The 26,709-nt window shown below is 40.1% G+C and carries 37 protein-coding genes, 1 tRNA gene and 1 pseudogene; 25 read left to right on the forward strand and 14 right to left on the reverse strand.

Translation table 11 applies throughout. The features are described from left to right. The first annotated feature begins 256 nt into the window (after window positions 1-256). Window positions 257-979 carry a hypothetical protein gene (locus LG307_RS07200; protein ID WP_404449368.1) on the forward strand — a complete coding sequence of 241 codons (723 nt, stop codon included), beginning with the start codon at window positions 257-259 and terminating at the stop codon, window positions 977-979. Window positions 980-1,111: 132 nt separating this feature from the next. Here LG307_RS07200 and LG307_RS07205 read toward each other — a convergent pair. The 3 genes and pseudogenes from LG307_RS07205 to LG307_RS07215 form a co-directional block, all read right to left on the reverse strand. Next, window positions 1,112-1,617: pseudogene (locus LG307_RS07205) on the reverse strand (transposase); the annotation flags it as partial. Between the two features lie 210 nt (window positions 1,618-1,827). Beyond that, window positions 1,828-2,598 (reverse strand): hypothetical protein, encoded by a 771-nt coding sequence (locus LG307_RS07210; RefSeq protein WP_404449370.1) that lies wholly within the window; start codon window positions 2,596-2,598, stop codon window positions 1,828-1,830. Window positions 2,599-2,740: 142 nt separating this feature from the next. Next, a complete protein-coding gene (locus LG307_RS07215; RefSeq protein ID WP_404449371.1) occupies window positions 2,741-3,481 on the reverse strand; it encodes a hypothetical protein in 741 nt (246 codons plus the stop codon). Between the two features lie 177 nt (window positions 3,482-3,658). Here LG307_RS07215 and LG307_RS07220 point away from each other — a divergent pair, with 177 nt between their 5' ends. The 12 genes from LG307_RS07220 to LG307_RS07275 all read left to right on the forward strand — a co-directional run bounded on the left by LG307_RS07220 (window position 3,659) and on the right by LG307_RS07275 (window position 9,877). Beyond that, complete coding sequence (locus tag LG307_RS07220) at window positions 3,659-4,480, forward strand: hypothetical protein (RefSeq protein WP_404449372.1); 822 nt, start codon at window positions 3,659-3,661, stop codon at window positions 4,478-4,480. 92 nt (window positions 4,481-4,572) lie between these two features. After that, entirely contained in the window at window positions 4,573-4,725 is a 153-nt protein-coding gene (locus LG307_RS07225; protein ID WP_404449374.1) for a hypothetical protein, read from the forward strand. 59 nt (window positions 4,726-4,784) lie between these two features. Continuing rightward, window positions 4,785-5,138: a DUF1360 domain-containing protein gene (locus LG307_RS07230; RefSeq protein WP_404449375.1), complete on the forward strand. Its 354-nt coding sequence runs from the start codon at window positions 4,785-4,787 to the stop codon at window positions 5,136-5,138. Between the two features lie 110 nt (window positions 5,139-5,248). Beyond that, window positions 5,249-5,701 carry a YhcN/YlaJ family sporulation lipoprotein gene (locus LG307_RS07235; protein ID WP_404449377.1) on the forward strand — a complete coding sequence of 151 codons (453 nt, stop codon included), beginning with the start codon at window positions 5,249-5,251 and terminating at the stop codon, window positions 5,699-5,701. A gap of 13 nt (window positions 5,702-5,714) precedes the next feature. Then, on the forward strand, window positions 5,715-6,191 hold the full coding sequence (spoVAC, locus tag LG307_RS07240; protein ID WP_404449379.1) for a stage V sporulation protein AC: 477 nt from the start codon (window positions 5,715-5,717) through the stop codon (window positions 6,189-6,191). Continuing rightward, a complete protein-coding gene (spoVAD, locus tag LG307_RS07245) occupies window positions 6,191-7,210 on the forward strand; it encodes a stage V sporulation protein AD (RefSeq protein WP_404449381.1) in 1,020 nt (339 codons plus the stop codon). The genes spoVAC and spoVAD overlap by 1 nt, the downstream gene beginning before the upstream one ends. Continuing rightward, window positions 7,210-7,566, forward strand: a complete 357-nt coding sequence (gene spoVAE / locus LG307_RS07250) for a stage V sporulation protein AE (protein WP_404449382.1) — start codon at window positions 7,210-7,212, stop codon at window positions 7,564-7,566. Before spoVAD ends, spoVAE begins: the two co-directional genes overlap by 1 nt. Before the next feature lie 17 nt (window positions 7,567-7,583). Further along, complete coding sequence (locus LG307_RS07255) at window positions 7,584-7,760, forward strand: hypothetical protein (RefSeq protein WP_404449383.1); 177 nt, start codon at window positions 7,584-7,586, stop codon at window positions 7,758-7,760. An 87-nt stretch (window positions 7,761-7,847) separates the two neighbouring features. Next, complete coding sequence (locus LG307_RS07260; protein WP_404449385.1) at window positions 7,848-8,708, forward strand: DUF421 domain-containing protein; 861 nt, start codon at window positions 7,848-7,850, stop codon at window positions 8,706-8,708. A gap of 47 nt (window positions 8,709-8,755) precedes the next feature. After that, window positions 8,756-8,995: a hypothetical protein gene (locus LG307_RS07265; RefSeq protein WP_404449386.1), complete on the forward strand. Its 240-nt coding sequence runs from the start codon at window positions 8,756-8,758 to the stop codon at window positions 8,993-8,995. 334 nt (window positions 8,996-9,329) lie between these two features. Further along, on the forward strand, window positions 9,330-9,470 hold the full coding sequence (locus LG307_RS07270; RefSeq protein WP_010192910.1) for a YjcZ family sporulation protein: 141 nt from the start codon (window positions 9,330-9,332) through the stop codon (window positions 9,468-9,470). Window positions 9,471-9,616: 146 nt separating this feature from the next. Continuing rightward, window positions 9,617-9,877: a stage VI sporulation protein F gene (locus LG307_RS07275; RefSeq protein ID WP_010192912.1), complete on the forward strand. Its 261-nt coding sequence runs from the start codon at window positions 9,617-9,619 to the stop codon at window positions 9,875-9,877. Window positions 9,878-10,105: 228 nt separating this feature from the next. Here LG307_RS07275 and LG307_RS07280 read toward each other — a convergent pair whose 3' ends face one another. The 3 genes from LG307_RS07280 to LG307_RS07290 all read right to left on the reverse strand — a co-directional run bounded on the left by LG307_RS07280 (window position 10,106) and on the right by LG307_RS07290 (window position 13,266). After that, complete coding sequence (locus LG307_RS07280; RefSeq protein WP_404449387.1) at window positions 10,106-10,576, reverse strand: hypothetical protein; 471 nt, start codon at window positions 10,574-10,576, stop codon at window positions 10,106-10,108. 76 nt (window positions 10,577-10,652) lie between these two features. Next, the gene (gene sda / locus LG307_RS07285; protein WP_404449388.1) at window positions 10,653-10,814 is read right to left on the reverse strand and encodes a sporulation histidine kinase inhibitor Sda; all 162 of its coding nucleotides are present in this window, start codon (window positions 10,812-10,814) and stop codon (window positions 10,653-10,655) included. A gap of 163 nt (window positions 10,815-10,977) precedes the next feature. Next, window positions 10,978-13,266 carry an ATP-dependent helicase gene (locus LG307_RS07290; RefSeq protein ID WP_404449390.1) on the reverse strand — a complete coding sequence of 763 codons (2,289 nt, stop codon included), beginning with the start codon at window positions 13,264-13,266 and terminating at the stop codon, window positions 10,978-10,980. Window positions 13,267-13,401: 135 nt separating this feature from the next. Between LG307_RS07290 and LG307_RS07295 the strand changes: the two genes are divergently transcribed. Together LG307_RS07295 and LG307_RS07300 are read left to right on the forward strand one after the other, a co-directional pair. Continuing rightward, window positions 13,402-13,665 (forward strand): hypothetical protein, encoded by a 264-nt coding sequence (locus LG307_RS07295; protein WP_404449392.1) that lies wholly within the window; start codon window positions 13,402-13,404, stop codon window positions 13,663-13,665. 30 nt (window positions 13,666-13,695) lie between these two features. Next, a complete protein-coding gene (locus LG307_RS07300) occupies window positions 13,696-14,604 on the forward strand; it encodes an MBL fold metallo-hydrolase (RefSeq protein WP_404449395.1) in 909 nt (302 codons plus the stop codon). On the opposite strand, the gene LG307_RS07305 is transcribed toward LG307_RS07300, so the two are convergent. The 4 genes from LG307_RS07305 to LG307_RS07320 all read right to left on the reverse strand — a co-directional run bounded on the left by LG307_RS07305 (window position 14,574) and on the right by LG307_RS07320 (window position 17,172). After that, window positions 14,574-15,275, reverse strand: coding sequence for a DUF421 domain-containing protein (locus tag LG307_RS07305; protein ID WP_404450405.1), 702 nt, complete (start codon window positions 15,273-15,275; stop codon window positions 14,574-14,576). The two genes, LG307_RS07300 and LG307_RS07305, sit on opposite strands and share 31 nt — an antisense overlap. A gap of 116 nt (window positions 15,276-15,391) precedes the next feature. Further along, a complete protein-coding gene (locus LG307_RS07310) occupies window positions 15,392-15,817 on the reverse strand; it encodes a GNAT family N-acetyltransferase (protein WP_404449397.1) in 426 nt (141 codons plus the stop codon). Between the two features lie 3 nt (window positions 15,818-15,820). Beyond that, window positions 15,821-16,342: a YjcG family protein gene (locus LG307_RS07315; protein ID WP_404449399.1), complete on the reverse strand. Its 522-nt coding sequence runs from the start codon at window positions 16,340-16,342 to the stop codon at window positions 15,821-15,823. Window positions 16,343-16,446: 104 nt separating this feature from the next. Further along, entirely contained in the window at window positions 16,447-17,172 is a 726-nt protein-coding gene (locus LG307_RS07320) for an alpha/beta hydrolase (RefSeq protein ID WP_404449401.1), read from the reverse strand. A gap of 397 nt (window positions 17,173-17,569) precedes the next feature. Between LG307_RS07320 and LG307_RS07325 the strand changes: the two genes are divergently transcribed. The 5 genes from LG307_RS07325 (at window position 17,570) to LG307_RS07345 (ending at window position 21,733) form a co-directional block, all read left to right on the forward strand. Continuing rightward, a complete protein-coding gene (locus LG307_RS07325; protein WP_404449403.1) occupies window positions 17,570-18,343 on the forward strand; it encodes an ABC transporter ATP-binding protein in 774 nt (257 codons plus the stop codon). Then, window positions 18,340-19,095 (forward strand): ABC transporter permease, encoded by a 756-nt coding sequence (locus tag LG307_RS07330; protein WP_404449405.1) that lies wholly within the window; start codon window positions 18,340-18,342, stop codon window positions 19,093-19,095. Before LG307_RS07325 ends, LG307_RS07330 begins: the two co-directional genes overlap by 4 nt. Before the next feature lie 24 nt (window positions 19,096-19,119). Continuing rightward, window positions 19,120-20,115 (forward strand): aliphatic sulfonate ABC transporter substrate-binding protein, encoded by a 996-nt coding sequence (locus LG307_RS07335; protein WP_404449407.1) that lies wholly within the window; start codon window positions 19,120-19,122, stop codon window positions 20,113-20,115. Window positions 20,116-20,179: 64 nt separating this feature from the next. Next, window positions 20,180-20,764 (forward strand): SCO family protein, encoded by a 585-nt coding sequence (locus LG307_RS07340; RefSeq protein ID WP_404449409.1) that lies wholly within the window; start codon window positions 20,180-20,182, stop codon window positions 20,762-20,764. 93 nt (window positions 20,765-20,857) lie between these two features. Then, complete coding sequence (locus LG307_RS07345; protein ID WP_404449411.1) at window positions 20,858-21,733, forward strand: GNAT family N-acetyltransferase; 876 nt, start codon at window positions 20,858-20,860, stop codon at window positions 21,731-21,733. Between the two features lie 55 nt (window positions 21,734-21,788). Here LG307_RS07345 and LG307_RS07350 read toward each other — a convergent pair whose 3' ends face one another. Together LG307_RS07350 and LG307_RS07355 are read right to left on the reverse strand one after the other, a co-directional pair. After that, window positions 21,789-22,340, reverse strand: a complete 552-nt coding sequence (locus LG307_RS07350) for an HD domain-containing protein (RefSeq protein WP_404449413.1) — start codon at window positions 22,338-22,340, stop codon at window positions 21,789-21,791. A gap of 78 nt (window positions 22,341-22,418) precedes the next feature. Beyond that, entirely contained in the window at window positions 22,419-22,643 is a 225-nt protein-coding gene (locus LG307_RS07355) for a hypothetical protein (RefSeq protein ID WP_404449415.1), read from the reverse strand. Window positions 22,644-22,773: 130 nt separating this feature from the next. On the opposite strand from LG307_RS07355, the gene LG307_RS07360 reads away from it, so the two are divergent. The 4 genes from LG307_RS07360 to LG307_RS07375 all read left to right on the forward strand — a co-directional run bounded on the left by LG307_RS07360 (window position 22,774) and on the right by LG307_RS07375 (window position 24,150). Next, entirely contained in the window at window positions 22,774-23,085 is a 312-nt protein-coding gene (locus LG307_RS07360; protein ID WP_404449417.1) for a hypothetical protein, read from the forward strand. 90 nt (window positions 23,086-23,175) lie between these two features. Beyond that, window positions 23,176-23,247: transfer RNA gene (locus LG307_RS07365), tRNA-Val, on the forward strand. 131 nt (window positions 23,248-23,378) lie between these two features. Further along, window positions 23,379-23,570, forward strand: a complete 192-nt coding sequence (locus tag LG307_RS07370; protein WP_404449419.1) for a hypothetical protein — start codon at window positions 23,379-23,381, stop codon at window positions 23,568-23,570. A 124-nt stretch (window positions 23,571-23,694) separates the two neighbouring features. Continuing rightward, window positions 23,695-24,150: a hypothetical protein gene (locus LG307_RS07375; RefSeq protein WP_404449421.1), complete on the forward strand. Its 456-nt coding sequence runs from the start codon at window positions 23,695-23,697 to the stop codon at window positions 24,148-24,150. A gap of 37 nt (window positions 24,151-24,187) precedes the next feature. On the opposite strand, the gene LG307_RS07380 is transcribed toward LG307_RS07375, so the two are convergent. Next, window positions 24,188-24,517, reverse strand: a complete 330-nt coding sequence (locus LG307_RS07380; RefSeq protein WP_404449422.1) for a CHY zinc finger protein — start codon at window positions 24,515-24,517, stop codon at window positions 24,188-24,190. Between the two features lie 18 nt (window positions 24,518-24,535). After that, window positions 24,536-25,057, reverse strand: coding sequence for a hypothetical protein (locus tag LG307_RS07385; protein WP_404449423.1), 522 nt, complete (start codon window positions 25,055-25,057; stop codon window positions 24,536-24,538). Between the two features lie 662 nt (window positions 25,058-25,719). Here LG307_RS07385 and LG307_RS07390 point away from each other — a divergent pair. Next, complete coding sequence (locus LG307_RS07390; RefSeq protein WP_404449425.1) at window positions 25,720-26,706, forward strand: CheR family methyltransferase; 987 nt, start codon at window positions 25,720-25,722, stop codon at window positions 26,704-26,706. Window positions 26,707-26,709: the final 3 nt, after the last annotated feature.

The raw sequence follows: 26,709 nt of genomic DNA on the forward strand, positions 1-26,709 counted from the left end.
AAATGTTACTTTTAATTGATAGAAGGTTTTCTTAATAGTTTTATTTGGGTTATTGGTAGTAATGAAAGTACCTATAAAACTTGATATGACAACGTCCAGGACTTTCACCTAAACTATTAGCCCGTATTCACTTTCCCTACTAAAATGTACCATCGCCCATGGACAATAGCTGATACAACCCCTATTGACCACAATATACTATAAGCGAGAGGTATGAAATACCAACAAAATTTAATATTCCAAGGAGGAAGAAGATATGAGTTTTTATTATGAAAAAAAGAAAAAATGGAGTGAAAAGGATCATTGTAAACATGAGAAAGACATTTGTTGCGACAAACCTAAACGTAAAGACGAAGCTATTTTAGTTAATAAGGTAATTTGTTCTAAGTCAGTACAAAAGACGGCAGAATTCGCACTCCCGTTTGCTATTGGACCACTTGGTGCAACAGGTGTAGGTGGAATTACTCCTGCAGCGCTTGCTGGTCTTCTAAACACTCTATTCGGTATAACAGTTGCAGTTGAAGAAATTCTAGCTGGTTTAGTCAGTGTAAGGGTAAGACCTGTTTTTAATGAAATTGAAAGCGAAATAACAGTGGTCAAGGACAAAATCATTAATTTAGGGTTTGTGCCAGCATTTCTTGAGGTAAGAATACTTGGAAGTGCAGTGCCATTATTAAGTCTGCCAATTCGTATATATTTCCAAGAACATACAGACTGTCCTGGAGTTTGCCCGGGAGATACAGTAACGGAAACTCCTTATGTTGTAGAAGCAACTCTTGATCAGGAATTAATCCAAATTGAAAACGGTAACCTTGTTCTTAATCTACTTTTATTTAAAGCTATCTTGCGAACCACGATTACAGCAACACGCCCTACTCTAGTAGACCCTTATGACCATGACTGTGTTCGTGATGTAAATGAGCATCGTTGCGATCCGAATGAAACTCCTAGAACAATTAATTTCCCAACTGGAGATTAAAAGTTAGAAGAGGTTGGACAAAACTAGCTAAAATTAATCAAAAAAGGTTCTTATCGGCTATTTTGCTGATCAGAACCTTTTTGAGTATGTACTCACGTTGATAAACTTGCGATGGCAGTGAACTTTCTTAAGCTTTTCTGCTAGTTCTTCGTACAATTCGGTAGACTTCTCAATGAGGCTTGCATGGTATTTTTCCACTGATTTACGCCAATCAAATGTAAACTTTTTTGCACTGGCTTCCACCTTTGTTCCAACAATGAATAGCAACTTATCAATCTGACCTTCATGAACAAGATGACAAAGAAATTGCACAAAACACTGATGGACAAAGAAACGGTTAATGTAACTATAACTTGGTTCATATCCCTGAGCTAGCAACATCATACGCACACTGTCTTTCAGAAGTGCTTCAATTTTTCGTCCGGAAAAAACAGATTGAGTGTAAGCACATAAGATAACTTTCATCATCATGCGTGGATGATAGGTAGAACATCCGGTAGTTTGTATAAATTGGTCGAAGGCCTCTTCTGGTATCTGTTAAACTAAATATGTACTGCGTAAGCAATATCATTTTTATGAAGTTTGATTTCCAAATCTAGCGGCAAAACTACTTGATTCATGTTATAATTTTTAAACATAAGGATACCTCCGATGGTTATTGTGTAAGAACTTTCATTTTATCAGAGGTTTTCCTTAATTTCTTCTAAAACATTAAAAAACATAAAAATATAAGAATAGGCCCCGGGGAACAAAAATTGTTCCCCGGGGCCTATTTAGTTTAATATACTGAATTTTGTCCCAGCCTCTTTTCTATTTTATGCCTTGAGTTTTGATTCTCGGTTGATTTATTATAAATGAATCAGAATCTTATTTTTGCTCTCTATTCCTTTAATAATTCCCTTACTAAAAACAGTACCCTCCACCTTTATTTTTCCTCCACCTTCCATATTGTTTACTGTAACTCCAAACCCACTAAACACCAATTTTTCATACGATCGTAACTCACTCTTTTTAATAGATTTAATCCAATACTCTCCTTTATTTTTTATCATTTCTCTCCAATCCTCTGTTGCATAAATCCAATCAATATCTGCTTGCTTAGCATTGTTTTGTTGTATTAACTTAGGATTAGAAATCTTTCCAGATAAAGTAACGTTTTGAATAGGGGTCACTTTTAAACAGACCAATACATCTGTCATTTTTATTTCACCTGTATTCATTACTATAAAATCACCGAAGATATCTATAATAGAACTATCACTTGGCGAGAGGAAAAATGAATAGTTAAATAAACTATAAAAGTCTAGTGAATTCTCCTTTTTATCTTTACTTGAATGTAAAGATGATACCTGTAAATCTTTCTTAACTAACCTTTCTTCCTCCACCTCCACCTCCAACTCCATCACCCGCATACGCAGACTCTGTATTTCTTCCAAATATCCAGCAATCTTCTCTCCATTCAACTCCCGTATCTTAGCCTGAAGATACTTGTTCCTCACAACTTCCTTTTCTACCAGTCTCTCCAACTCTCTAATCTTATTTTTACACTGTGCAATTTCCGCTCTATAATAAATCACTTGTTGTTTGGCCCGGAACAACTCGCTGTTTGGATCCACCATTCAACACTCCTCACAAGTATGTTTACACCATCTTATGTACCGGACAATCTTCCTTATGAACACAATAAAACAGCCAAAAAGTATCGGATGGTGTTCCGATCCTCTTGGCTGTTCTAAAAAGTGTTTAACTTGTATGTGAAAGTTATCTGTGGCGTCTATGTGCTGGGAAGATTTCTGGGCACTGTTCTGGAAATTGTTTTGGAGGGCAGATTAGGCCTTCGATAATTTCCTCACGCGGACGGCAGATTTTTGCTTCAACTTCTAGTTTAACATCTGCTTCCATTTGGATATCCAAGCATAATGCAAGTGTTACATCTAGTTGAGAGAATTCGTCTGTTGCGATTAGGTTAGAGTCGCACTCAAAGTATGTTACATGGCAGTCTAGCTCTGTGCCGTCTGGAGCACATAGCAGGAATGTTTGAACTGTCGCGAAAGGTAGTGCTTTGGAGCAGCATCTCACACGACCTTTTTCATCTACTAATACAACGGTTACGAATCCTTTGATAAGAACTTTGACGCGTTGTAATTCGATTTCTGTTCCATCTGGTAATTCTACGTCTACTGTTTGACGTCCACCTGGTTGCTCGATTTCCTTGCAGATAAAGCCTTTGTGATGGCGGTGGTGGTGTGCTGCCATGACATCAATTTTACGACCGTGATCATCAGATAGGTAACACTCAACTGCTAAAGGACCAACCTTTGGATCTATTTCACATAATAGGTCTGCAATGTTTGCATCATCATCATGATCCCAATCGCATGCAAAAATACCTTCTAACTCAGAGTTACATATACTTTTAGGGGAAACCTGCACTTGACGAGTTACCCAGTCGTAAACTTTACGAGCCTTAATGCAGACTCTTTCAGTTTCTTTATGACTCACTAAAAACTCCTCCTATTCATTTAATACCCATTTGGGTTACGGGACTACTGTATAGTATGAATTTGGAGGGTAAGTGTGCCGAGACAATGACCCAAATTTTATTTTTGCATCAGATTGTCATATTTCCCGAGCTAATGGAATTACTTTTAAAAGGGAGAGTTTTTGGGAGGGATAAGCATGAAAAGCTTTAAAAGCGATGATAAAATCATCTTACAACAGAAAATCATTCATTTAGGTGCAGAAGTTAAGCGCCTCACTGCAGACGTAGAAAGGCTTAATAGTAAGTCTCTCTTGAAAAATATAGAAAAACAGAAAGACGAATACGAAGAGAACATACGACAGTTAACGGAAAAACTCGCCAAATTGGAGGAAGAGGAAATCGAAAACGTTACGAAGCTTGAAAAGGAAATCGCACAATATAAAGGAGAGCTTGCAAAACAAAAGGAGGATCACCAAGGAAAATTGATGACCATCAGCAACGAGGTCTTTCAATTAAAGCAACAATGTGAAGCAGAACGTACTGCACACTTAAAAGCAATGGAAGAAAATGAGTCAATAACTCAAGAACTTGATGATTTAAAGAGGAAGCTGGAGAAGCAAAGTACGATTAATTTGGACCTTGAGAAAGAATACGAAATGGTAAAGGAAACAGTCAAAAGCCTGCTCGTCAAGATTGAAAGCTCCAATCAGGCTCACGAGGGCTATGAAAGAATAGCGGATATCAACGATCAGTTGGAAGCGGAAAATCAGTCCTACCGCAAAATGGTGGCAGAGTTGAAAGAGGAAGTCAAAACGCTCCATGATGAGAATTCTCTTTTATCAGAGGATTTGAAGAAACTCAATGAGTGCGTAAAGGAGCTGGAGAAAAAAGGGGAACAGGTGATTCACGAGTCCACCAAGGTTTCCAGTCTAGAAAAAAAGAAACCAGCTCCAAAAGTTCCAGAGCATGATCCGCGCTTGCAATCTTGGTTCTATAATAATGTGAAAAAAAACACATAAGCCTATACGAGTAATGATAGATGCGGAAAACCTTTTTGTCGAAAACGCATAAGATAAAGTATCTTATACTACGAACAAATTGGAGGTTGCATATGAACTACTATCATTATTCAGACCACAACAAACCTACAGCTGGTCAGGTGAAAGTTATTTCTTCAAGTAATAAATCCTCTTCATCAAACAAGAAGAAGAAATCCTCCGGTTGTGGCTGCGGGAAAAAAGCAAAAGTTATTCAAGAAGATTAATTTCATTACTACTATTTCCCTTTTTCATACATATCATCAATATGAAAGGGGGAATTTTTTTGCTTGAAGGCTGGTTTTGGTTTCTTTTGCTTGGACTTGCCAGTTTCCGTGTCACAAGGCTGATTGTACTGGATAAGATTGCGGGTTTTATCCGGAGGCCTTTTATGGAAGAAGTCGAGGAGAAGAATGATCAAGGGGAACTTGAGGAATATATCATCATAAAAGGTAAAGGGCTCAGACGTTGGATAGGGGATCTGCTCAGTTGTTATTGGTGTACCGGGGTATGGGTTACAACCGGTTTATTCCTCTTAGTGTCGTTTTATCCATTTGCAGGAAAGCCGGTGCTGATCATTTTTGCTGCGGCCGGAATTGCAGGAATTCTAGAAAGTATCGTGGCAAGAATTATTGATTAAACGGGGCTCTCCAAATGGAGGGCCTTTTAAAGTGGAATTTTCTATACATAATTTTGAATGTAGATATGGATATTAAGAGATAGAGTATGGAAGCAAAATGAGGTGAAGAAATGAAGTTAAAGCCGTTTGTATGTATGTTGGTGGTGTCTGTTGGCCTGTTAGGTGCATGCGGGCAAGGTGAAGTCAAGGAGAGGGTCAAGGATACTGTTATGAGAACCTCTAGTGAGCAGAAGGAGAAATCCGACAAGGAACAACGTGCAGAAAAGATCGCCAAGGATTTTAAAGAAGTAAAAGGCGCTATTGCTTATGACACGGAAGATGAATTGGTGGTCGCATTCCATGTCACACAGTATCAAAAGTTTTTCACGGAGAAGATTGAAAAGAAAGTGAAAAAAGCACTGGAAAAAGAGTTTCCTGATGAAAATGTGGTTGTGTCCCATGACCTGAAAATCCGACTTGAAATCGAAAGACTTAGAAGAGATGTGGAACAGAAGGGCATGTCGGAAAAAGAACTGGAAAAGCGAATTGAGAAGATGAAAATGCTGCGAGAAGAAAAAGCATAGGAGGTGCCGTTTGATGAGTAAAAAGGATAAACAACTTTCCCCAGAGCAGAAAGCCTATCAAAAGTTGGAACAAACCATCGAGTTGAAGAGACCGGTTTGGAAGAACTGCATCATTGCCTTTTTGGTCGGTGGCCTCTTTTGTATTGTTGGCCAGGCCATTCAACTGATGTACATATACTTTTTTAATTTTACAGAAGTGACAGCAGGAAATCCTACCGTAGCGACGATGATATTCATTGCCATGTTGCTAACAGGTTTTGGTGTGTATGACCGGATTGCGCAATTTGGCGGAGCGGGAAGTGCGGTGCCTGTAACAGGGTTCGGGAACGCAGTCATTTCTGCTTGCATTGAACATAAAACAGAAGGTTACGTGCTTGGAGTAGGATCTAATATGTTCAAACTCGCAGGATCGGTTATTTTGTTCGGTGTATTCTCGGCCTTTGTGGTCGCGCTGGTGAAGACTATTGTCGTCTCGTTAGGAGGGTTCTGATGCTGCAGGGAAAACAATCGTGGATTTTTGCCAATAAGCCGGTTATCACCTCAAGTGCTGCCATTGGAGGCCCTTTTGAGGCGAATGGTCTGCTAGCTAATGATTTTGATTTGTTGCATAAAGATTTATGGTTAGAGCAGGAAAGCTATGAAAAAGCGCACCGTGTGTTGTTGGAGCAAGCATGTGAGACGGCTCTGACGAAGGCGGGATTGGCAATGTCTGATGTGCAGTTTCTACTGGCAGGCGATTTAATCAATCAGATGACGCCATCCAACTTTGCTGCTGAAGCATTGGAGGTTCCATATCTTGGTGTGTTCGGGGCGTGCTCTACTTCTATGGAAGGATTGGCGCTGGCTAGCTTTCTCGTGAACTATGGCGGTGCTAAATACTGCTTAACAGGTGCTTCAAGCCATAACGCGGCCGTGGAGAAGCAGTTCCGTTATCCAACAGAATATGGCGGTCAGAAGCCTCCTACGGCGCAGTGGACGGTTACAGGAGCTGGTGTGGGGCTTGTGAGCAGTGTTGGCTCGGGGCCGCAAGTTACCTCTGCTACCATCGGTAAAGTGATTAACATGGGGCTATCTGATCCGTTTAATATGGGAGGTGCAATGGCTCCAGCTGCCGTGGATACGATTGAGGCGCATTTTAAAGATACAGGAAGGGACCCATCTTACTATGATTTGATTGCAACAGGTGACCTCGGACAGATTGGCAGGGAGGTTTCTCTTGAGCTGTTGAAGGAAAAAGGGTTGCAGATAAAAGAAGAGCAGTATCAGGATTGTGGCTTGATGATTTATGATGAGGGACAGCCGGTACTTGCCGGGGGAAGTGGTGCTGGTTGTTCGGCTGTGGTGTTGTATGGACACTTATTAAATGAGATGAAAAAAGGGACATACAAGCGGATTTTGCTCGTAGCTACAGGCGCATTGTTATCTCCGGTTTCTTTTCAGCAGAAGGAATCTATCCCTTGTATCGCTCATGCAGTGTCCATCGAGATGGGGATGGGGGGTGTCAGCTGATGTTGTTATCTTTCTTTTGGGCGTTTGTTGTGGGAGGGCTTATATGTGTGATTGGACAAATTATGTTTGATGTATTTAAGTTAACCCCGGCACACACGTTGAGTACGTTGGTGGTTGCTGGTGCCATATTAGACGGTTTGGGACTTTATGAACCGTTGATTGCCTTTGCGGGAGCAGGTGCAACGGTTCCCATTACAAGCTTTGGGAATTCTTTGGTGCATGGTGCTTTGGAAGAGGCTGAAAAACACGGGCTTGTTGGTGTGTTGACAGGGATGTTTGAAGTGACGAGTTCCGGTATTTCGGCAGCTATCGTGTTCGGTTTTATCGGTGCATTGCTATTTAAACCGAAAGGGTAAGGGGGAAGGCCTTTTAGATGGATGAAAAAATGATGCTAACTTATAACCGGGCAAGTCTCAAGATGATTCGGAACAATCTTCACGTTTATGCGATGGAGGCAAGTGACCCAGTGGCCCAAAACACCTACCACGAATCGATGATGAAAATTGACGACCTCCTTGCCAACATCGATCAAAAATTAAAACAAATGTAGCAAAGATTGGTGTGGAGTTGAAATGGTTGGTGGTTTAGTGCTTTAACGTAGCGCAGAGGGGTCTGACCCCTCAAGGAGGTGTTTCTGGTGCCGCAGTGGATAGAGGTTGCTATTAGGTCATTTGCGATTATTATTGGGTTGTTTTTGATTACAAAGCTTTTAGGAAAAAAGCAGCTGTCAAAGCTGTCTTTTTTTGAATATATCGTTGGCATCACGGTGGGTGACATTGCCGGGACATTGTCGATGGATCGGGAACTGGATTTGGAGAACGGTATCACAAGTATTTTGATTTGGTCCCTTTTTCCGCTGGTGACTTCACAAATTTCCCTTCGATATAAAGGATTCCGAGATTTTGTGGAGGGTAACTCAACCGTCTTTGTACGAGAGGGTAAGATTTTGGAAGGAAATTTGAAGAAAGAAAAGTACACGATAGATGAGTTTCTCGAGCAGCTTCGTAAGAAAGATATTTTTTCAGTAGAAGATATCGAGTTTGCCACACTTGAATCAAACGGTGAGCTGAGTGTGCTCTTAAAAAAGAGCAAGCAACCTGCCACATATGGAGATCTCCATCCTGACATTCCTAATCAAAAAGAACCTCAAACAGTGATCATGGACGGGGAGATCTTAGATGAGCCCCTTGCTCAAATAGGGTTAAACCGGGCCTGGCTGGATGCGGAACTCGAAAAAAGGAATGTCCTCTTGGATAGTGTCTTTCTTGCTCAAGTAAATGCTTGGGGAGAAATGAGTGTGGATTTATATAATGACCAAATAAAAGACGCGCCGCTGAAAGAAAAAATGTTAACACTTGTGACACTTGATAAATGTTCTTCAGATTTTTCGTTTCTTAGTGTAACTGTGAGCTCATCGGTAAACAGAGCATTTTATCAACGTGCTAATTCTAGTCTGGATGAGCTAAGCCGGAAGCTGCGCCCATTATTGAAGGGTTAAGCTACCGGCCCTTTTTTCGTTCATATAATAGCTTGAGGTGAAGTGTGATGAGCGAATTTGATTTTGGAGATGAGCATTTAAAGTTTCTTTTTAAACGATGGAAGATTGATGAAGGAATTGAGGAGGCCGGAAAACAGGCGAAAATAAATATTCAATCAGCAGATGAGGGATTTGTGCATGTACAGCAGCTAGAAGCAAAGATGAAAAAATACATTGGGATTTTGGAGCGGTGGATGGAAGGGAAAGCAACGACTGTTGGTCCGGATTTTGAGGATGAAGAAGAGTAAATTTATTATTGCGAAGTGGGAGAGAGGTAGGGGTCCCCTTCGTTTTTTGTTTGTGGGGAATGTTGTAGAAGGTTTGCTTTTTGTGGTAGAAGGTAGCGTTTTACTGGTAGAAGTTGCAGGTTAAAGTGGTAGAAGTATGCCGGGAAATGTAGAAGTTCACCTGGGAAATGTCCAACGGGACAAAAGTCCATCAATCTCCATCCCAACCTGACCCCCAGATCCCCGTTTTTCTAAAAAATATCCTTAAACCGCACATTGCCTGTAAATGCGCCCATACCGTTTTTTGAAACGTACATATAGTAATAGGGAATCTTCATTAAGGAGGTGCGAGATTATGGGTTACTATGGAGGCTATCCTTATGGCGTAGGTGGCGCTGGCTACGGCTACGGTTGTGGAAACCAAGGCGGTACATTTGTGCTAATCGTTGTTCTATTCATTCTTTTGATCATCGTTGGTGCATCTAAATTCTATTAATAAATAGTGGAAATAAGGAAAGTGCGGGAACTCTCCCCGTGCTTTTCTGTTTTGTCCACCACCGCAGACGTGAGTGATCAATTATTAGTGGCACAACGATAGGCTCTCTCACATACAATGTGATATATCCGAGAGGAGGATGTTTGGTGGATAATAATATTTTTAAAGGCATTGAGAAAAAGACGGGCGTAAGCATGAAGGACGTATTTGAGCTTGCTAATTCTATGCAGAATGCGAATTTCAAAGACGAGCAGACTGTGCGTAATCTGGTGTCTCGTGTAGCAACATTGGCGAATAAGAAGGTACCTAAGGAATTGGAAGATAAGATTGTTAATACATTGATTAATGGGAATAAGCCTGTTGATATGGGGACTATTTCCAAGATGTTGAATGAGAAGAAGAAGTGAAAAAAACATCTGCCTTCCACATGAATTTGTGGATGGGCAGATGTTTTTTGTTGCGTTGAACACCGCTGATGATCTCCGCGCCAGACTTCGCTTTCCACGGGGCGGAGCTTGAGCCTCCTCGCTGCGCTGCGGGGTCTCAAGTCTACCGCTACCTCCCGCCGGAGTCTCAGCCTTTCGCTCCAATCATCAGCTATGGTTTTTTTATAAATGCACCTGAGTTTGAAAATCCTACTCTATCGTCTCTAGATCCTGCAGGACGACATTTCGGTCGGCGACTTTGTTAATTTGTGTGGAGGCTTCTTTTGCCAGGGTAAGGTATTTCTCTTTTGCAATATCATCTCCGGTCAAGCTGTAAGCTCGAGCTAAGGCTTCGTAAGCAAAGGCGCGGTCAAAGTCTTTGATGTCATGTTCTAATACGATATCAAGGTTTCTTATAGCATGAACAAGGCAAGGTTCTGGGCGTCGTAAAACGGCATAAACTCTTGAAATTTGCCACTCGCCTCGAGAGAAATTGACAGGGTCGCCGATTTCGCCCCAGTGGTAGCGGGAGGTATGTGCTTTATGTATCATCAGGAATTCTTCTTCAGGAGTCCGGTCAAGCTTCTCCATCAGATCCCATACTTCATTAAATAAGTTTACGGCTGTCTTTCTGTGAAAGTTATAATGTAAATCTTGCTCTTCGTGGGTGACATTGGTCATGATACAACCCCTTTTCAAAAAAAGTTATCTATATACTCTAAATAGTATCATTTTTTTGTGTGGAAAGGGAGCAATTTCAGGACATGCAACCTTCTTTTCGTTTCATTAATTCGGCTTCCAGTAGTTGAATGAAATAGTGATCTAAATTTTCTGCTTTTGCATTTTCATATGCAAACTCGAGGGATTCATCGGACAGTTGGGTAATAGAACAGTTATGGTGCGGATCCAATGCTTTCAAAAGATTATACCCCTTTCAACTCATCTATAAAGGGTACATACCCAGATGGAAGAGGTTAAAACGTGATTTTTTACTATTCCAAAAATAAAGTTTTTTTAACGGCTTTCTGTTGACAAATTAAAAAAGCGCAATCCATAAAACAAAGAAGGATTTGCGCTTTCCGTTAGAGAATACCTTTGATAAATCTAGTCATATATGCCTTTTTTCCACGTCGATTCATGGGAACGGAGAGTTGAAGGGTTTCTTTGGCTCTTGTCATTGCCACATACAAAAGCCTGCGTTCTTCTTCTAATGCCTGTAATTCACCGTTTCGGTAGGATTCGAGTGCAAAGTCATGTGGGATACTGCCATCAACGGCGCTAAGAACATAAACATTGGTATACTCCAGTCCTTTCGAGCGATGGATGGTGGAGAGGTGGATGGCATTTGAGTATTGCTTGCTGAGTCTTTTCATCTCATCCGTCTTGGCAATCATATCTTCTACATGGTCGAGGAATTCAGCAATGGTTTTGAACTTGCGGGCAACCACCTTTAAATCACGAATATCATCGGATCCTTTCTCAAGGGCGTTCCCTTCATTTCCACGCTTTTTAATGTAATCATCAAACCCCATGTCTTTTTCGATCATCTCGAGGGCAACAGAGGGGGAGACGTTGGCAAGTGTTTTAAATAAAGGAATGATTCGTTTAATTTTTTTTGCTTGAAACGGTTGTACATTGGTCAATTTACTCAATGATTTTACCAAACTGCAATCTTCGAGAATACTGATGGCTTTGGCATCTTGGAGGTTTGATTGTTTAAGGAACAGGGCTGGAAAAATATCTGATAGTGCCTGTACATCATTAGAGTCGCGGCTCAATCTCAAGAAACCGAGAATTCCTTTGACGATTCTCCTTTTATAGAAACTTTCATAATCTTGATCAAGCTTGAATGGAAGGCCGGATTGGGAGAGCCTCTCAAAGATTGCCCTTGCAGCACTATGGGTCCGGTAAAGAACAGCAAAGTCATTAGGAGTGGCCCCAAGTTCAATTTGTTCCTTCATATCCTGCACGATAATGGTGGCTTCCTCCTCCTCATCATAAGGGAAAAAGAGCACAGGAAATTGCTTGTTATCACGTTGTGCGACCATTTTTTTCACTCTGCGGTTTTTATTTTTATCAATCACTTGATTGGCTGCCGCAACGATTGTATGAGTGGACCGGTAGTTTTCAGAAAGGGTGACGATTTTTGTAGCAGGGTAGTCTCTGTGAAAGTTCAAAATATAATCGGGACTGCTCCCTCGAAACGCATAGATGGACTGATCATCATCTCCGACAGCACAGATATTTCCGCTTTTGGCCAGTAGTTTCATTGTTTCATATTGAACCTTATTGATATCCTGAAACTCATCAATGAGAAAATATTGAAACCTTTCCTGGTATTTCGCGAGTAAAGCTGGATTTTCCACTAACAGTTCATAACAACCAAGCAGCATATCATCAAAATCAAATACATTTTTCTCCCGCTTCCAGTCCTCATAGTCCTGATATAAACTCTGAAACTGCACTTCTAGCTTGTTAGTAGGTTTAATGTCTTTTGGTGTCTGCATATTATTCTTCCAATAGCCAATCTGCTGAATGGCCTGATCAAAGGGAAAATCCTTTTCATCCAATCCAAGCTTCCGACCGGCCTGTTTTAAAAATTGTTCCTTTTGCCAATCCCACTTTAACAAATTGTCACCGTTCCACCGCTGTGGGTGATGATGTTGAAGCATTCTGTAGAAAATGCTGTGGAACGTACCGGAAAGAAGGGCAGCAAACAATCTAGAACCTTGTGTCTCATAAAGACGGAGACGTTCTTTCATTTCATTGGCCGCCTTGGCTGTAAAAGTAATCAGCATGATGGATCTAGGATCGATCTTTTCTTCTTTCACCATATAGGCGACGCGTGTAATCAATACCCTTGTTTTCCCGCTACCTGCACCTGCCAGTACAAGTAATGGCCCTTTCACGGACGAAACGGCTTCTTGCTGAGCAGGGTCAAGAAAAATATTTTTTTCCTGTAATTTATGGAAAAACCCACTTATATTCAAATGGCTTTTCGTATGTTCTTTAATAAAGATAGGAAGATGAGTTAGCGGTTTTGGTTGTGTCCATGTTTCTACTGGAACTTCTTTCTCCACAATCACCGTTCTGGATTTTGGGTAGCGAAATCCATTACGCTCCACATATTCTTGTGGTTTGGAAACCGCTGTTTTTGTTTTTTGCACTTCTACTTCTTCTTCATGAGCGATTGATGCATCTATATGAAAAAAATGAGGTTCTTTCCTTAGACCTAAATAGAGCTTGACGCTCTCACCACAAATTTTGCAAGTGAGGTTGCCCTTCACTCCGGCGTCATACACCTCCTGATACATTTCTCTTGCCACTGATTTTATATGTATGGTTCGTTCTTTCCAAACAGCAGATTTCATTCGTGTAGACTCCTTTATAACCGTCAATCTTATCCATAGTAACACATATTATATAGAGAAAACACGAGTCAAAGGAAGTTTGTGTAATGCAAAAACAGGGAAAAATATAGGAAGAATAGAAAGGGGAGAGATGTGATGGGATATGTTTTACCAGTGCAAATGGATGCCTACACACAATATGCAAACCGAACTATTTCAGAAAAACAACAGATTAAGCTTGATCCGGTGATAAGACCGAACTTTTATAGAGTGGATCCTAGATATTCATGGGAAGAAATTCAAAAGAATACTCCACAAAATCAATATAATTATAAAAAGGAAAAACAGGCTTCCCGCATTTCCGACAAATTATTAGCAGACATAACAGGAAAAGGACGACTCTTTCACGAAACCATATAGAAGTTCAACATTATAGGGAGTGCATGTTACGTGGAGTTTCATTCAATAGCAAATAACATTTATTATTTTAAAGGATCCGTTAACATTGGGTATGTTCAATTTTCGCCGAATGAAGGAATGCTGATTGATGCAGGACTTGAAGAACAGGCGATGAAAAAAGTGTTAAAAACCTTAAATGACAAAGAATTTCCTCTGACTCATTTATTTATAACCCATGCGCATGCCGATCATTATGGAGGAGCGGCATATTTGCAGGGGAAGCAAAAGGTTTACACTATTGCACCTAAATTTGAAGCAGCCATCCTGCAAGAACCGATGTTAGAGCCTTTGTACTTGTTTCATGGCGTGAAGCCTATCCAAGAATGGCGAAATAAGTTTTTGGAAGCTAAACCGGTAAATATTGATTTAATTTTAGAGGAAGAAGGCGAGGTGAAGGAAGGAGGAATCCAATTTCGAACTGTAAGCTTGCCTGGCCACAGTTATCGCCAATTTGGAGTAATGGCCGAAGATATTCTTTTCGCAGCAGATGCCTACTTTGGAGTAGAGATTATACATAAACATGGCATTCCGTATATTGTGGATGCTAAACAAACATTGGAAAGCCTTGAAAAAATAAAAAATCTCCCATGTGCAGGAGCAGTACCTGGCCACGGGAGCTATGAAGAAAACTTCCTTCCTACCATTGAAGAAAATGTACAAGTTCATGTGCAGGTTGAAACTTTGCTTTTTTCATTGGTTTCCCAAGAAAAAAACGGGATACCCTTAGAGCAGTTAGTGACAAAAGCTTGCACTGAAAAAAGAATTACCATTCGCAACGTCCCGTCTTACATGCTGTTCAGAACGGCTGTCACCGCCTATTTGACTAAATTAATTCAAGAAGGGCGGGTGCAGCTGATAGTTCGCAACAATCAGTTGTTGGTGGTATCCTCTTCTGAATAAGGCATCACATAAATTGGCTTTCCCTCTTCCCATTCGGCAAAAACAATGTCTTGTGGGGTATGGTAGCCGATTTTTTTTATTTCATTTAAAAGCCATTGCTCCGATAGGTTGAACTCATCGAGGTTATCCATCAGAACTTCCCCATCAGAAATAACAGGTATCGGAAGGGTGACGCTTTTGACAGGAATGTTCAGTTCCTGATTGTTAGGTTGAGCATATGGGTGCTTTTTTAATACACTGACTGTCCCGTCTGTTTCAAGTATGGCATACTCTACTTCTTGAATAGAGAAAGCCCCTTTTGAACGGAGAAGATGTCTAAGTTGGTCAATATCTAGTTTGGACTTCTTTAATTCCTTCTTGTTTATGATTCCTTTATGTATAACGATAGACGGTCTGCCTTCTAATAATCCTCTTGTTTTGCGCACCTTCTGTGTGATCGTTTCAAGTAAAAAGACTAATAATCCCCACATGCCTAGTGCGAAGATGATTTTTACCACACCTATATCATTATCATACAACGCGTTTCCTACAAGTTCTCCTAATACAAGTGCAGAAATGAAGTCAAAGGGAGTTATCTGGGTTATTTGTGTTTTACCGAGTAGCTGGGTAATAAGAAATAGTGCAAAGAAACCAATCACCAATTCTACTGCGATTTTGCCGAAATCCATCATCATGTAAGTGTCATCCTTTATATTAGGTCCTTGACACTAGTATTAGTATAGAGTGGGTAAAGTATGAAAACAAAAAAAGATATCTCTCGGCAGGTTTCCCTTGGAGAGATATCTCGTTAGATATTTTTCGTCATGGTAACATGGGGAATTCCGGCATCCATAAAGATGTCAGAAACCGTTTCATAACCTAGCTTGGCATAAAAAGCTTCCGCATGAGTTTGTGCATTAAGCTTTAATACATGCATCTCTTTTGTCTTGGCATATTCTTCAATCGTATTCATAATAAGGCGACCGGCACCTTTAGATGTCCGGTAAGAAGGGAGGACGCAAATCCGTTCTACCTTGCCGATACCCTCCACAATACGAAAACGTCCGGCTCCGACTGCTTGATCATCATCGTACAAAACGAAATGGGCCGAGTCTTCTTCGTATTGATCGATCTCTTCTTCAAGAGGCACATTTTGCTCCTCCACAAAAACCGTTTTTCTGACAGAATAGGCATCCTGCAGCTCTTTCTCCGTATCTACAAGTTGTACATGCAAGGGTCAGCAATCCTTTCCAAAGCGGAATGTTTCATAGACTGTCCACATGCCATCTTCTAATTGATATAAAAGGTGGAAGCGGTCAACCATCTCTTCGTGTTCAATATTAGTCATTTTTAACTGACCCAAAACATCAGAGTGTTCATCATCCGATAAGTTCTGTCCGATGGTTATATGAGGCACATAAGAAAATTCACGATTATCTTGGAAATATCCTTTTCCAGAATGAAGCTTTTCATGTAAAGATACCAGCTCATCTGTTGGATCTACTTTAAGGTAAATGACATTGTTCACAGGAGCAAAAGAGCTCACTTTGTAAATGTTCAAAGGGATTGGTGTGGTTTCATTTGCGATAGTTGCAAGCTCATCGGTCACTGATTTCATGTCATTTTCATCTATTTCAAATGCTGTTTTTAACGTTATGTGAGGCGGAATTAATGCATAGTGTGCATCATAACGTTTTCGAAATGAATTTGCGAGATCTTGTAATTTTTTGGTCGGAAAAATAGCTATTCCATATTTCATCCAATATCCCTCCTATTAGCGTTTGTAAATGTGTAACTTATGTTCTTATTTTATCGTACTTGTTTTCAAAAGAATAGAAAAGTTTCCCCAACATGCTTAAATAACTAAGATAGCATCTTTGGTAGGGCTTGTTTTAGGTCTGGTTGCCAGTAGGTCCAGGTGTGTGTGCCTTCGAATTCTTCGTAATATACGGAAAATCCTTTCTCGTTCATCAGTTCATGTAGTGCTCGGTTTGGTTCGATGAAATTCTTCTTTTCTCCATTGGTAGTAGGAACTTCTGTTTCCTTTGTGCCGATTACATGGTAAAGAGAGAGGAAAGAAGGCTGGTTGAAATCTTGCACTTTGTTCATGACTTTTTCATCCACATATGGCGATTGCATGATGACTTTGCCGAATGTATGTGGATAAGACAGTGCGGTCATCAAAGACACGGTCGCTGCCAGGGAATCCCCAATTAATGCTCGTCCCATTCCCATTTGGTAGGTTGGATATTTTTCATCGATGTATGGCGTCAATTCATGTGCAAGAAAGCGAATGTACGCGCTGTTTTTGCTTCCGTCTGGATGATACTTTTCCCAGCGATCTTTTACATCTTTGTACGGAATGCCAACGATAATGGTATTTTGCATCTCGTTTGCGGCAAGCAGTTTGTCGGTGGTGCTCCCGATTCGGCCGAGTGTGAAATAGTCTTTTCCATCCTGTGCTATCAGGATATTGTATTTATAGAGTGGTGAATAATTTGCTGGTGTATATACCATCAGTGTCATTTCTTCATTTAGTTCGTTGCTGTAGAGTGTGAACTCCTCGATACGCCCAACATTTTTATTCATTGTTTCATACCTCCTGTGATGCCTTTATCAATAGTAGTAAGCGCTTTATCGTTTATAATATCATATCTTTATCCAATTTGTTGAATGGTAAGCTTTATTGTAGAGTTAATTACAATAGGAGCTTTATTAACTCCCTATTTCCTTTCGTTTCTGTTGTTCGCTTTCCACGGGGCGGTGCTTGAGCCTCCTCGCTGCGCTGTGGGGTCTCAAGTCTACCGCTACCTCCCGCTGGAGTCTCACAACTTACACTCCAGTCAAACAGGGGTGTCTAAAATTAATTTAATTATTTTCTGTCAATATATTGACCTTTTTCACATAGGTTATATAATATATTTTATCCAATTAATCCGATTAAACTAATATGGATTATGCGAAAAGTGTAAAGTAGGTGCATAGGTTGTTTTTACAGATATCAGATATTACTAAAGTTTATACACAACAAAACGTTGAAAATAAAGTGCTATCATCTATTAATGTTGACATACAAGAAGGGGAGTTCGTTTCCATTCTTGGACCATCTGGCTGTGGAAAGTCCACTTTGCTTTCCATGGTGGCAGGATTACTTAAGCCAACAAAAGGAGAAATCCTATTGAAGGGGTCGGCTATAAAAAAACCAGGAAAAGATAGAGGAATGGTATTTCAACAGGCTGCCTTGTTTCCATGGATGACGGTCGAGGAAAATGTCCTTTTTGCCATCCGTGAAATGAAAAATAAGGACGAAAGGGAGAAAAGGGCCCTACATTACTTAAAAATGGTGCAGCTTGGGGGGAATCTTAAGCAATACCCTCATGAACTGTCAGGGGGAATGCAGCAAAGAGTATCGATTGCCCGCGCTCTTGCCATGGATCCTACCGTTCTTTTAATGGATGAACCATTTGGTGCGTTAGATGAACAAACAAGGTTGCGTCTTCAGCAGGAGTTAGAAACCATTTGGTTGCAGACGAAGAAAACGGTACTGTTTGTCACACATAGCATTCATGAATCCATCAAACTCTCAGACCGGATCCTTGTGATGGGAACAAGACCTGGAACTATTATTGCAGACATTAAGGTGACTGCCGCTCGTCCCCGTTTACGGACAAATGAAGAGGTTGCAATTTTGGAATCGCAAATCAGTGCAATGTTGGAAAAAGAGATTGATAAGGTTGTAGAAGAGGAGTTGAGACGATGAATGCTGGAGTAAAACGCCTCATATTCTTTGCATCCTTATTTATCATTTGGGAAGTGGTGGTGCTTCTAATCGGATGGTCACCGGCTGTGATGCCAAAACCTTCGAATGTAGCGGTGGCACTTTACCAAGGGTTTATGGATAAAACGTTACTGTATGATTTAGGTGCGAGTTTTAAGCGCCTCGGAGTCGGTTTGTTTTTGGCGTTAATCATCGGAACCCTGCTTGGGATTTGGCTAGCTAAGTCAAAAACGGCAGATGAAACGGTCGGGACTCTTGTCCTTGCGTTGCAAAGTGTACCTAGTATCGTATGGTTGCCACTTGCAATCATTTGGTTTGGCTTTAATGAAACGGCTATCATCTTTATTGTTACTTTGGGTGGAACACTCGTTATGACCATTAATATGAGGATGGGAATCAAAAGCGTCCCTCCATTATATTTAAAGGCTGCTTCCACAATGGGGGCAAGCGGTGTGGAAATGTTTTGGAAAATTATTTTACCTGCATCCATTCCCTATGCGGTGACAGGTGCAAGGCTTGCATGGGCGTTTGCTTGGAGAGCGCTGATGGCAGCTGAATTACTGAGTATGGGACCTGGTTTAGGTTATACGTTGAAATATGCAGCTGATTTCGGGCAGATGAGTCTGGTATTCGGCGTTATCATCATCATTTGTGTGATCGGTTCAGTGGTGGATTTAGTCATCTTCCAGCGCTTCGAGAAAAATGTCATCAAACGCTGGGGCTTGGATTCGTAAATAGAGAGTATGGGAGGAAAAGAGATGAAAAAAGGTTGGTTGATTATTAGTGCACTATTTTTATTAGCAATGGGGGTCCTTACTGGTTGTGGCTCAAGCACAAGCGGATCGAATGGAAAAGAGAAAGTAGTTATTGGATATTTTCCTAATATCGATCATGTGCCAGCGATGGTTGCTCGTGAAAAAGCTTTGTATGAAGAAGCCCTTGGCGATCAATATGAGGTGGATTACAAGACATTCCCTGATGGCGGAGCATTTATGACGGCATTGAAAACGGGAGACATACAAGGCGGGTTAGTTGGACCTGGTCCGGCAATGAACAACTATGTAAGCGGAGCGGATGTGAAAGTGGTAGCTGGAGCTTCTTCTGGAGGAACGGTTATCATTGCAAGTAAGGAAAGTGGCATTACATCTGTGGAAGGCCTTGATGGTGCAACATTTATCACGCCTGGAGTTGGTTGTACGCATGATGTTCAGATGGAAACATTTTTACAAGACTATGGTCTTTCCTCCGCTCGTATTGGTGGAAGTATGAAGCACGTAACGGGAAATCCTGCACAATATGCAGGAATGTTTGAGTCGGAAAGCGTGGATGCTGCAGCAGTTCCAGAGCCTTGGGCGTCCTTGTTATCCATCGAACACGGAGCTAACATTCTTGTTGACAGTCATGAGATTTCGTTTGGAACCACCCTACCTAACACAATCTTTGTTACAAGTGGCAAGCTTATTGATGAAAATAAAGATCTGGTACAAAAATTAGTGGATGCACACCAAGAGTCCGTTGACTTCATTTCTGAAAATCCAGATGAATCAAAAGAGATTGCGATTAATTCCATTAAGGAACTGACAAACCAAGAACTATCAAAAGAAGTTATTGATTCTGCCTGGGAAAGAATTCGCTTCACTCATGAAGTGGATGCAGAAGTGGTCCAGGAATTTGCTAACTCTTCCTTTGATCTGAAGTTTTTGAAGGAAAAGCCTGATTTCACAAACTTCATTGATTCACAATTTGTTAACTAGCATTAAATAGGAGTGTCGGGCTATAATGGTCTCGACACTTTTTTATTAGTTTGGAGGAATGAGTTTGAAAAGACTTTGGCCGTTATTATCATTTGTAATCTTGCTTGCTCTCGCAGGTTGCGGAAGCAATGAAGTTAATTTAGATGAAGAATTTTCAATGAAACTTGAGGTAGGAGAGCTTGATGGAGTAAATCAAGATAAACAGGCCTTTACAAGTTCGGAGCATGAAGGGGAATTTTGGTTGGCTAATTTTATTTTCACTAACTGTGATACAGTTTGTCCTCCAATGACAGCCAATATGGCAAGGGTGCAGCGAGAAATGAAAGAAGCAGGCGTTGAAGTGCCAATCGTTTCATTTAGCATTGACCCTGAGAAGGATACTCCGGAAGCCTTAAAGGAATATGGTGATTTGTATAAAGCAGATTATCAGGCGTGGGATTTTGTTACAGGCTATGATCAGGAAACCATAGAACGGTTTGCCAATGTATCATTTATGGTACCGGCTTCCAAAGAAGAAGGCTCGGATCAATACATGCACAGTACGAGTATTTTCTTGGTGGATAAAGAAGGATATGTACGGGAATCATATAGCGGCTTGGATGTCCCTTTAGAAGAAATCATGGAAGACTTAGAAAAAGTAACAGATTAACATAGGATAATTACGTTTTACCTTGAACACTCATATGATGTCATATGGGTGTTTTGTGTTTTTGGAAAAAACATAAAAATTTGGGGGAAGACGATGGAGATAATACAAACAAACAACCTGACTAAAGAGGAATATCAGGAAATGGTTGAACTCTTAAAGAAATGCGAATTTTATGATGGCTTTGAAATTAGTGGCAGTTTAAATTTATCCATGATTAAAAAAGGGGACGCTACTCACCTTGGATTAATTTTGGCTAAGGAGAAAAAAGAATTAATTGGTTTTTTAGGTTTGTTTTCTTTTATAGATCCTAAAAAGTTGGAGCTTGCGGGGATGATCCATCCAGACCACCGAAACCAAGGGAAGTTCAGTAGGTTGCTTGAATGTGCAAAAGAAATGACACGGGCACGTGGTGCAAACGAGGTGCTTTTTGTTTGTCCTGCAATGTCTGACGCTGCCATTCATCTCGCACTAAAAATGGAAGCGACTTACGTGTTTTCTGAGTTCACCATGGAGTACAATGAAAAATATCACAAAAAGTACAATTGTCTGCAAAACATGTCCATAAAAAAAGCAGATCTATCTGAATCAACAATAATTATGAAGCTTTTATCGGATGGATTCGATGTTGGGCCAACGGATGAAAATGTGAAAAGTCTTATTGAACGTAATGCCTCAAATCCTGGGTACGAACTGTTTCTTGTGCATGTAGATAATACTCCCATTGCTACCATAACAGTAAGTGAAGAGGGGGAATCAGTGTATTTAAGCGCATTTACGATCACTCCGGAACAGAGGGGGAAACGGTACGGTCGTGCAATATTAGAGAAATTAATAACCAATCTAAAAGTAAAGTATCCTAAACATGCAATAAGGTTGGATGTGGATGTGAAAAATGAAGGAGCTATAAAGCTCTATGAAAATGCTGGATTCAGAGTGGTGGGTGGATATGAATATTATCTTGCCAAGTAAGGGCTTTCAAAAATTTGCAATGGAAGAGGTGGCAGCATAGGCTACCTCTTTATGGTTAGATTGATTGCTCGTGTGAGGGTGAAGAAAGCTGTTGTTTTGGAAGATAATGTTCGACGAGTTGGTCGAGGTAGTTGATTTTTTCAAGGGCAAGGACCTTATCGATTTGTTTGTAGTGGTGGTTACCACCTTTTTCCTCGTCCATTTCGTCAGCAAGCTTAACTACCTTTTGTAATGGACTTCTTTTGACGTCAATTTCAGGCAGGTAGGAATCTGTATGCAGTAGGATAGCAACAGAAATCTTTTTGGCGTTTTGTGGATTTTCTCCCAAACGAATCAATAATTTGTGAGCGCGCTCGGCCCCTTTGATTGCATGAATATCATTCTCTCTGTAAAGCTCATAATCCCATTTTCCTTGTCTGTACCATTCATAGTGTCCGATATCGTGCAGAAGGGCTGCTTTGGTTGCCAAGTCTACGCTAACATTATATTTAAATGCTAAATGAAAGGCATGGTTGGCCACTTCAAGGGCATGGGCAACTCCGGAGCGCTTCAAATACTTCTGTGTGATAGGGTGTGTAAAAATATCTGTAAGTGTTACTTCTCTCATTATTATCTCCCTCCTATAAAAATGTGTTTCTTTATAGAATATCACAAATTGGTGATGGTGTGCAATAAATAAGTGTATTTAAATGACTTCATTCACATATTTTTTTCTCATGGGACTAAAAGACAAGATGTTCTGTAGTAGAAAAGTCCTTTTCGTTTGACGAAGATAACAAAATGCAGTAATGGACTTCTCGTTAACTTGCAGTACCATGATGTTCCTTTGGGTGATGGCTCCGTCTTTTGCCATATATATCATTTCAATTGGAGTGCTTGCCACTCTATACTGATCAAGTAATCGTTTCATATTTTCAGCTCCTTTCCTATAGTATATACGAACGTACGTTTTGTATTCAACAAATATACGAACGTATATTCTGGTTGTTTTCTGCCTTGGAAGGAATATACTAGAAATATAAAAGAGGAAGGTGATAAAAGTGAAAGCAGCCACAACGTTAAAATGGGTAACGGGAGGAATGGAGGCATTTTTGGCAATACCGTTTCTTGGGGGATTAACTGTTATGGGGCTCGGTTATTCTCCACTAACGCTTATGTTAATTCTACATATCATTACTTTGGTATTCAGCGTTAGAGAAGGTCAAAAGTTCCACGGTAGTATTTTGGGGATTATTGCATCCTGTTTAGGTTGGGTCTTTTTACTTGGTTGGATCCTGCATACTATAACAGCGATAATCCTTATGTTCGATGCGTTCTCTTCAGGCAGGAAAGAAAAAAGAATGGAGGTATAACCGTTCATGTCTGAGCGGTTATTCCTTTTCTAAAATATTCTTTACAAACTCTAATCTACTAACTATAATAATATATACAGTCGCATACAAGATCTGATAGTTCAGCGGGAGAATACTACCTTGACAGGGTAGGGGTCGGGGGTTCGAATCCCTCTCAGATCATCTTAAAAAGCTCCATCCTTTTTTTAAAAAGGGTGGGGCTTTTTCTCATTTTCTAAAAACTAGGAATTGGCACAATCAATTTCTATTAAAATGAATATACTTTTAATAGATTAATAGAGGAGGTGAGTGACATGGGAGTTTTGTATGTAGAATGCAAAGTTTGTTGTGAAGTGAAATGTAAATGCTATCTTCGTCCAAGTAGACCTGCGAGGGAAGATGAAATGGAAAATGCGTTTTCACCGATGAGAAGAGATGCAGCAAGAGGTAAGAAAAGTTGTGGCTGTAGTGCTGGTGCATCCCACTATTACAGGTACAATGATTAAATGCTAGTGAGGGGTAGACGAGCAGTAAATGCGCTCGTCTATTTTTTCGTTTTAGTAGAAAAGTACAAGCATAATCTAGTATCCGTCATATCATATAGTAATTCAAAATTAGGAGGTGAAGATAGTGGGAATAGTTTATGTGGAATGTTGTGAAAAGAAACGTTGCTATTGCTGTGATGATAAGAAGGATAAGTGTCCGAATCCAGTTAGATGGAATGAGGGAGCTGAATGTGAAGGGTTGAGACAAGCTCTTGCAAACAGAGGCGAAGTAACAGTAAATGGTCTAGAGTTCAGATTTTTTAACCAAGTAATGAAATATAGTGCTACTTTTTGTGCTGGTTATGATTCTGATTTTAGAACTCCTACGGTAGCGGAATTACAAACAATTGCAACTAGCCTAACTTCAGCAGCTATTGGCGGGATTCCTTTATGTCCGATGTTAGTATGGGCAACAAGCATGGGGAACCCTGTATTAGTAGAGGTATTTCCTTCGACAGGGCTTGTTCAAGTGGTAAGAACACCTTCTAAGCATTGCCGTGCATACCGCATCTGTGTGGCGGATGTTGTTGTACCAGGATAATAAAGGTAAAGAAAGAGGCTTCCTGAGTGGAAAGCCTCTATTTTTCAAAATATAAATGATAATGTAACTGGCAGCCTGGGTTAAAAGCCGCGTTACATACAGGACAAATCGATTGGCTGTTTAAATACTCGTTTATGGTCAGTTCCGTTTTGCAGTTTCCACACAAAATTGCTTTCGTATCAAATTCTTCTTTAAGCCAGACACTGCTAGGATGGTCAGTATGTTGGTCGTGACATTGATAGCAAGGGTAGTACTCTTTGCAACAACGGAACTTGATGGCAATGATATCTCTTGGTGAATGATAATGGGTACAGCGTGTGAAACGATCAACGGTGGAGCCGAGTACTTTAACAGTCATTCCATTCATTCTCCTTTTTAGTTGCATTTAATTAGGTTGCCAAACAATCTCTCCAGACTTTGTTTCCTTATCTATTTCAACCTGAAAATCATGCTTTTCGTAAAAATGAACAAGGCGCTCTACATGATCCCAATCACGTTTTGCGATATCCCCGGTAATGCAATGGATATTCTGTTCCTTGGCAACTTCCTTAAGATAGTTCATGCAGATGGAACCGTATCCCTTATTTTCAGGTCCTTTAATATCCCCGATGAAGATGGTATCTTGCTCTTTGTATGTGGCCAGAATGGAAAAATCCCATTGACCTCGATAGGCAGACTCACAATCGTTGAGCATAATTTTACACGAATTTTTATCGTAATTCGTATAAACAACTACCCAATTATCATCTTTTGTTTGATCGATTCCGATTACTTGCCATTTTTTTGCTATCTCTTTCATGTTTTCTTTCATGCGGAACATTTGGAATTCCAAATCATCTAATTCCTGTTTAATATCTTCTTTATCTCTTGTCTCTTCTTCGGCCATGAATAAGCTTGTGAAAGACATCCAATTCCCCCTCTACATCTATAAAAAATCTACAAAGATAGTTATTTTCCGAGCAAAACTGACAATCAGCATTTCATTATACATGTGTTTTAAAATACTTTCAAATTTCCAAACGCACAAAAATAAAAGCAAGTCATCATGAAGGACGACTTGCTTTCATTTTTTTAATTCGATTAGAGGCGCTAATTAATGATGTATAGCGCAATTAGTAACTTGCTTCATCACAAGCATTATAAGTTGTCCTGCTACATGGACATGATTTATAAATGACATAAAAGTATTATATTCGTTTGCCGCGGTATAATTCCATGGTAGTTTCCCTTACTTAAACAACGTAAGCCCTACCTCTCATACGTCCTTACGGCTCCTAGGCCGTGCCAGATCGATTAAGCCTCTGTGAAAAAACTATATGGAACGCCAGTGCATCCTTGTGACACGTTGGTATTGCTAAAGATGTCATAACGTTCTTCCTTTCAATATCAAGTTACTAATGTGTTGGGTGTGTACCCAATCTCTTATTATACAACATATCGAATGAAAGTCAAGAAGATAAAATAAAACTCGATTTTTGTAGGAAAAAATTTCACAGAACTCTTTTGAATTTTGTTAAAATAGAAAAATATAAAGAGAAGAAGTTGAACATTTAAATAGGGAGACTAGATATGTTAAGTCAAAACTTACTTGATTTAAAACAACCAACAGTCAGTGCGGAAGAATTCTTGAGAAACAACGAATTGGCTAACCTCATCCAAAAAGAAGTTTTTGCAAACATCTTGAAGAAAAAGCTGGAACTGTCTGAAAGTGAGATGAGAATTTGGATCGCAGGGTGCTCCACTGGTCAAGAAGTGTATTCTTTGGCAATACTGTTAAAAGAGACGATTGACTCTTTGAATGAAAGCTTTGTGATGGATTTTAAGATATATGCTACGGACTTGGATTACGACTCTGTAAAGATAGCTGGTGCGGGTCTCTATCCTAATACGGCTTTTGAAAATGTTCCATCCGGCATTCTGAATAAGTATTTCGAAAAGAAGCAGGATTTCTATGTGGCAAAAAAATCAATAAGGGAGCATATCATTTTTGCTCCTCACAATATTGCGAAAGATCCAGGTTTCCACCATTTGGACTTCATCAGCTGTAGAAATGTCTTACTTTACTTTCAGCCGACGCAGCAACAACGGATTATTTCTTCGTTCCATCATTCTCTTAATGAGAACGGATATTTGTTTCTGGGGCAGTCAGGATCTGTAGGCGACAGTAAAGAGCTTTTTCATGCCATCAATAAAAAGTGGAAGATCTATGTAAAGCAAGAGGTAGTGGAGCGTAACCGGAGTGAAGACGCGGGCCTCCATGCTATACAGGAAAAAAGTCATGAAGAGAAAGAGATACAGATATTAAACGAAGAATTGGCACATGCTAGAGAACGCTTTGCGATTTTACAAGAGAAGCTTGAAAAAATCCACATGGATTATGAGGAAAAGTACGATACACTTAAAATTGACTCGTATCATCCCATCCTTTTTGTTAAAGGTTTGCTCCAAATTATTAAAAAACAGGAGTTCTACAAAGAAGAATATGCAGCAGCCATGCTTAAAGAGATGAATAAACTTGAATTGGCAATAGAGAACTTTCTAATGGATGAACAATAGGCA

Origin of the sequence: Sutcliffiella horikoshii, assembly GCF_044809035.1 — a bacterium.
Classification (GTDB): Bacteria; Bacillota; Bacilli; order Bacillales; family Bacillaceae_I; genus Sutcliffiella_A; species Sutcliffiella_A horikoshii_G.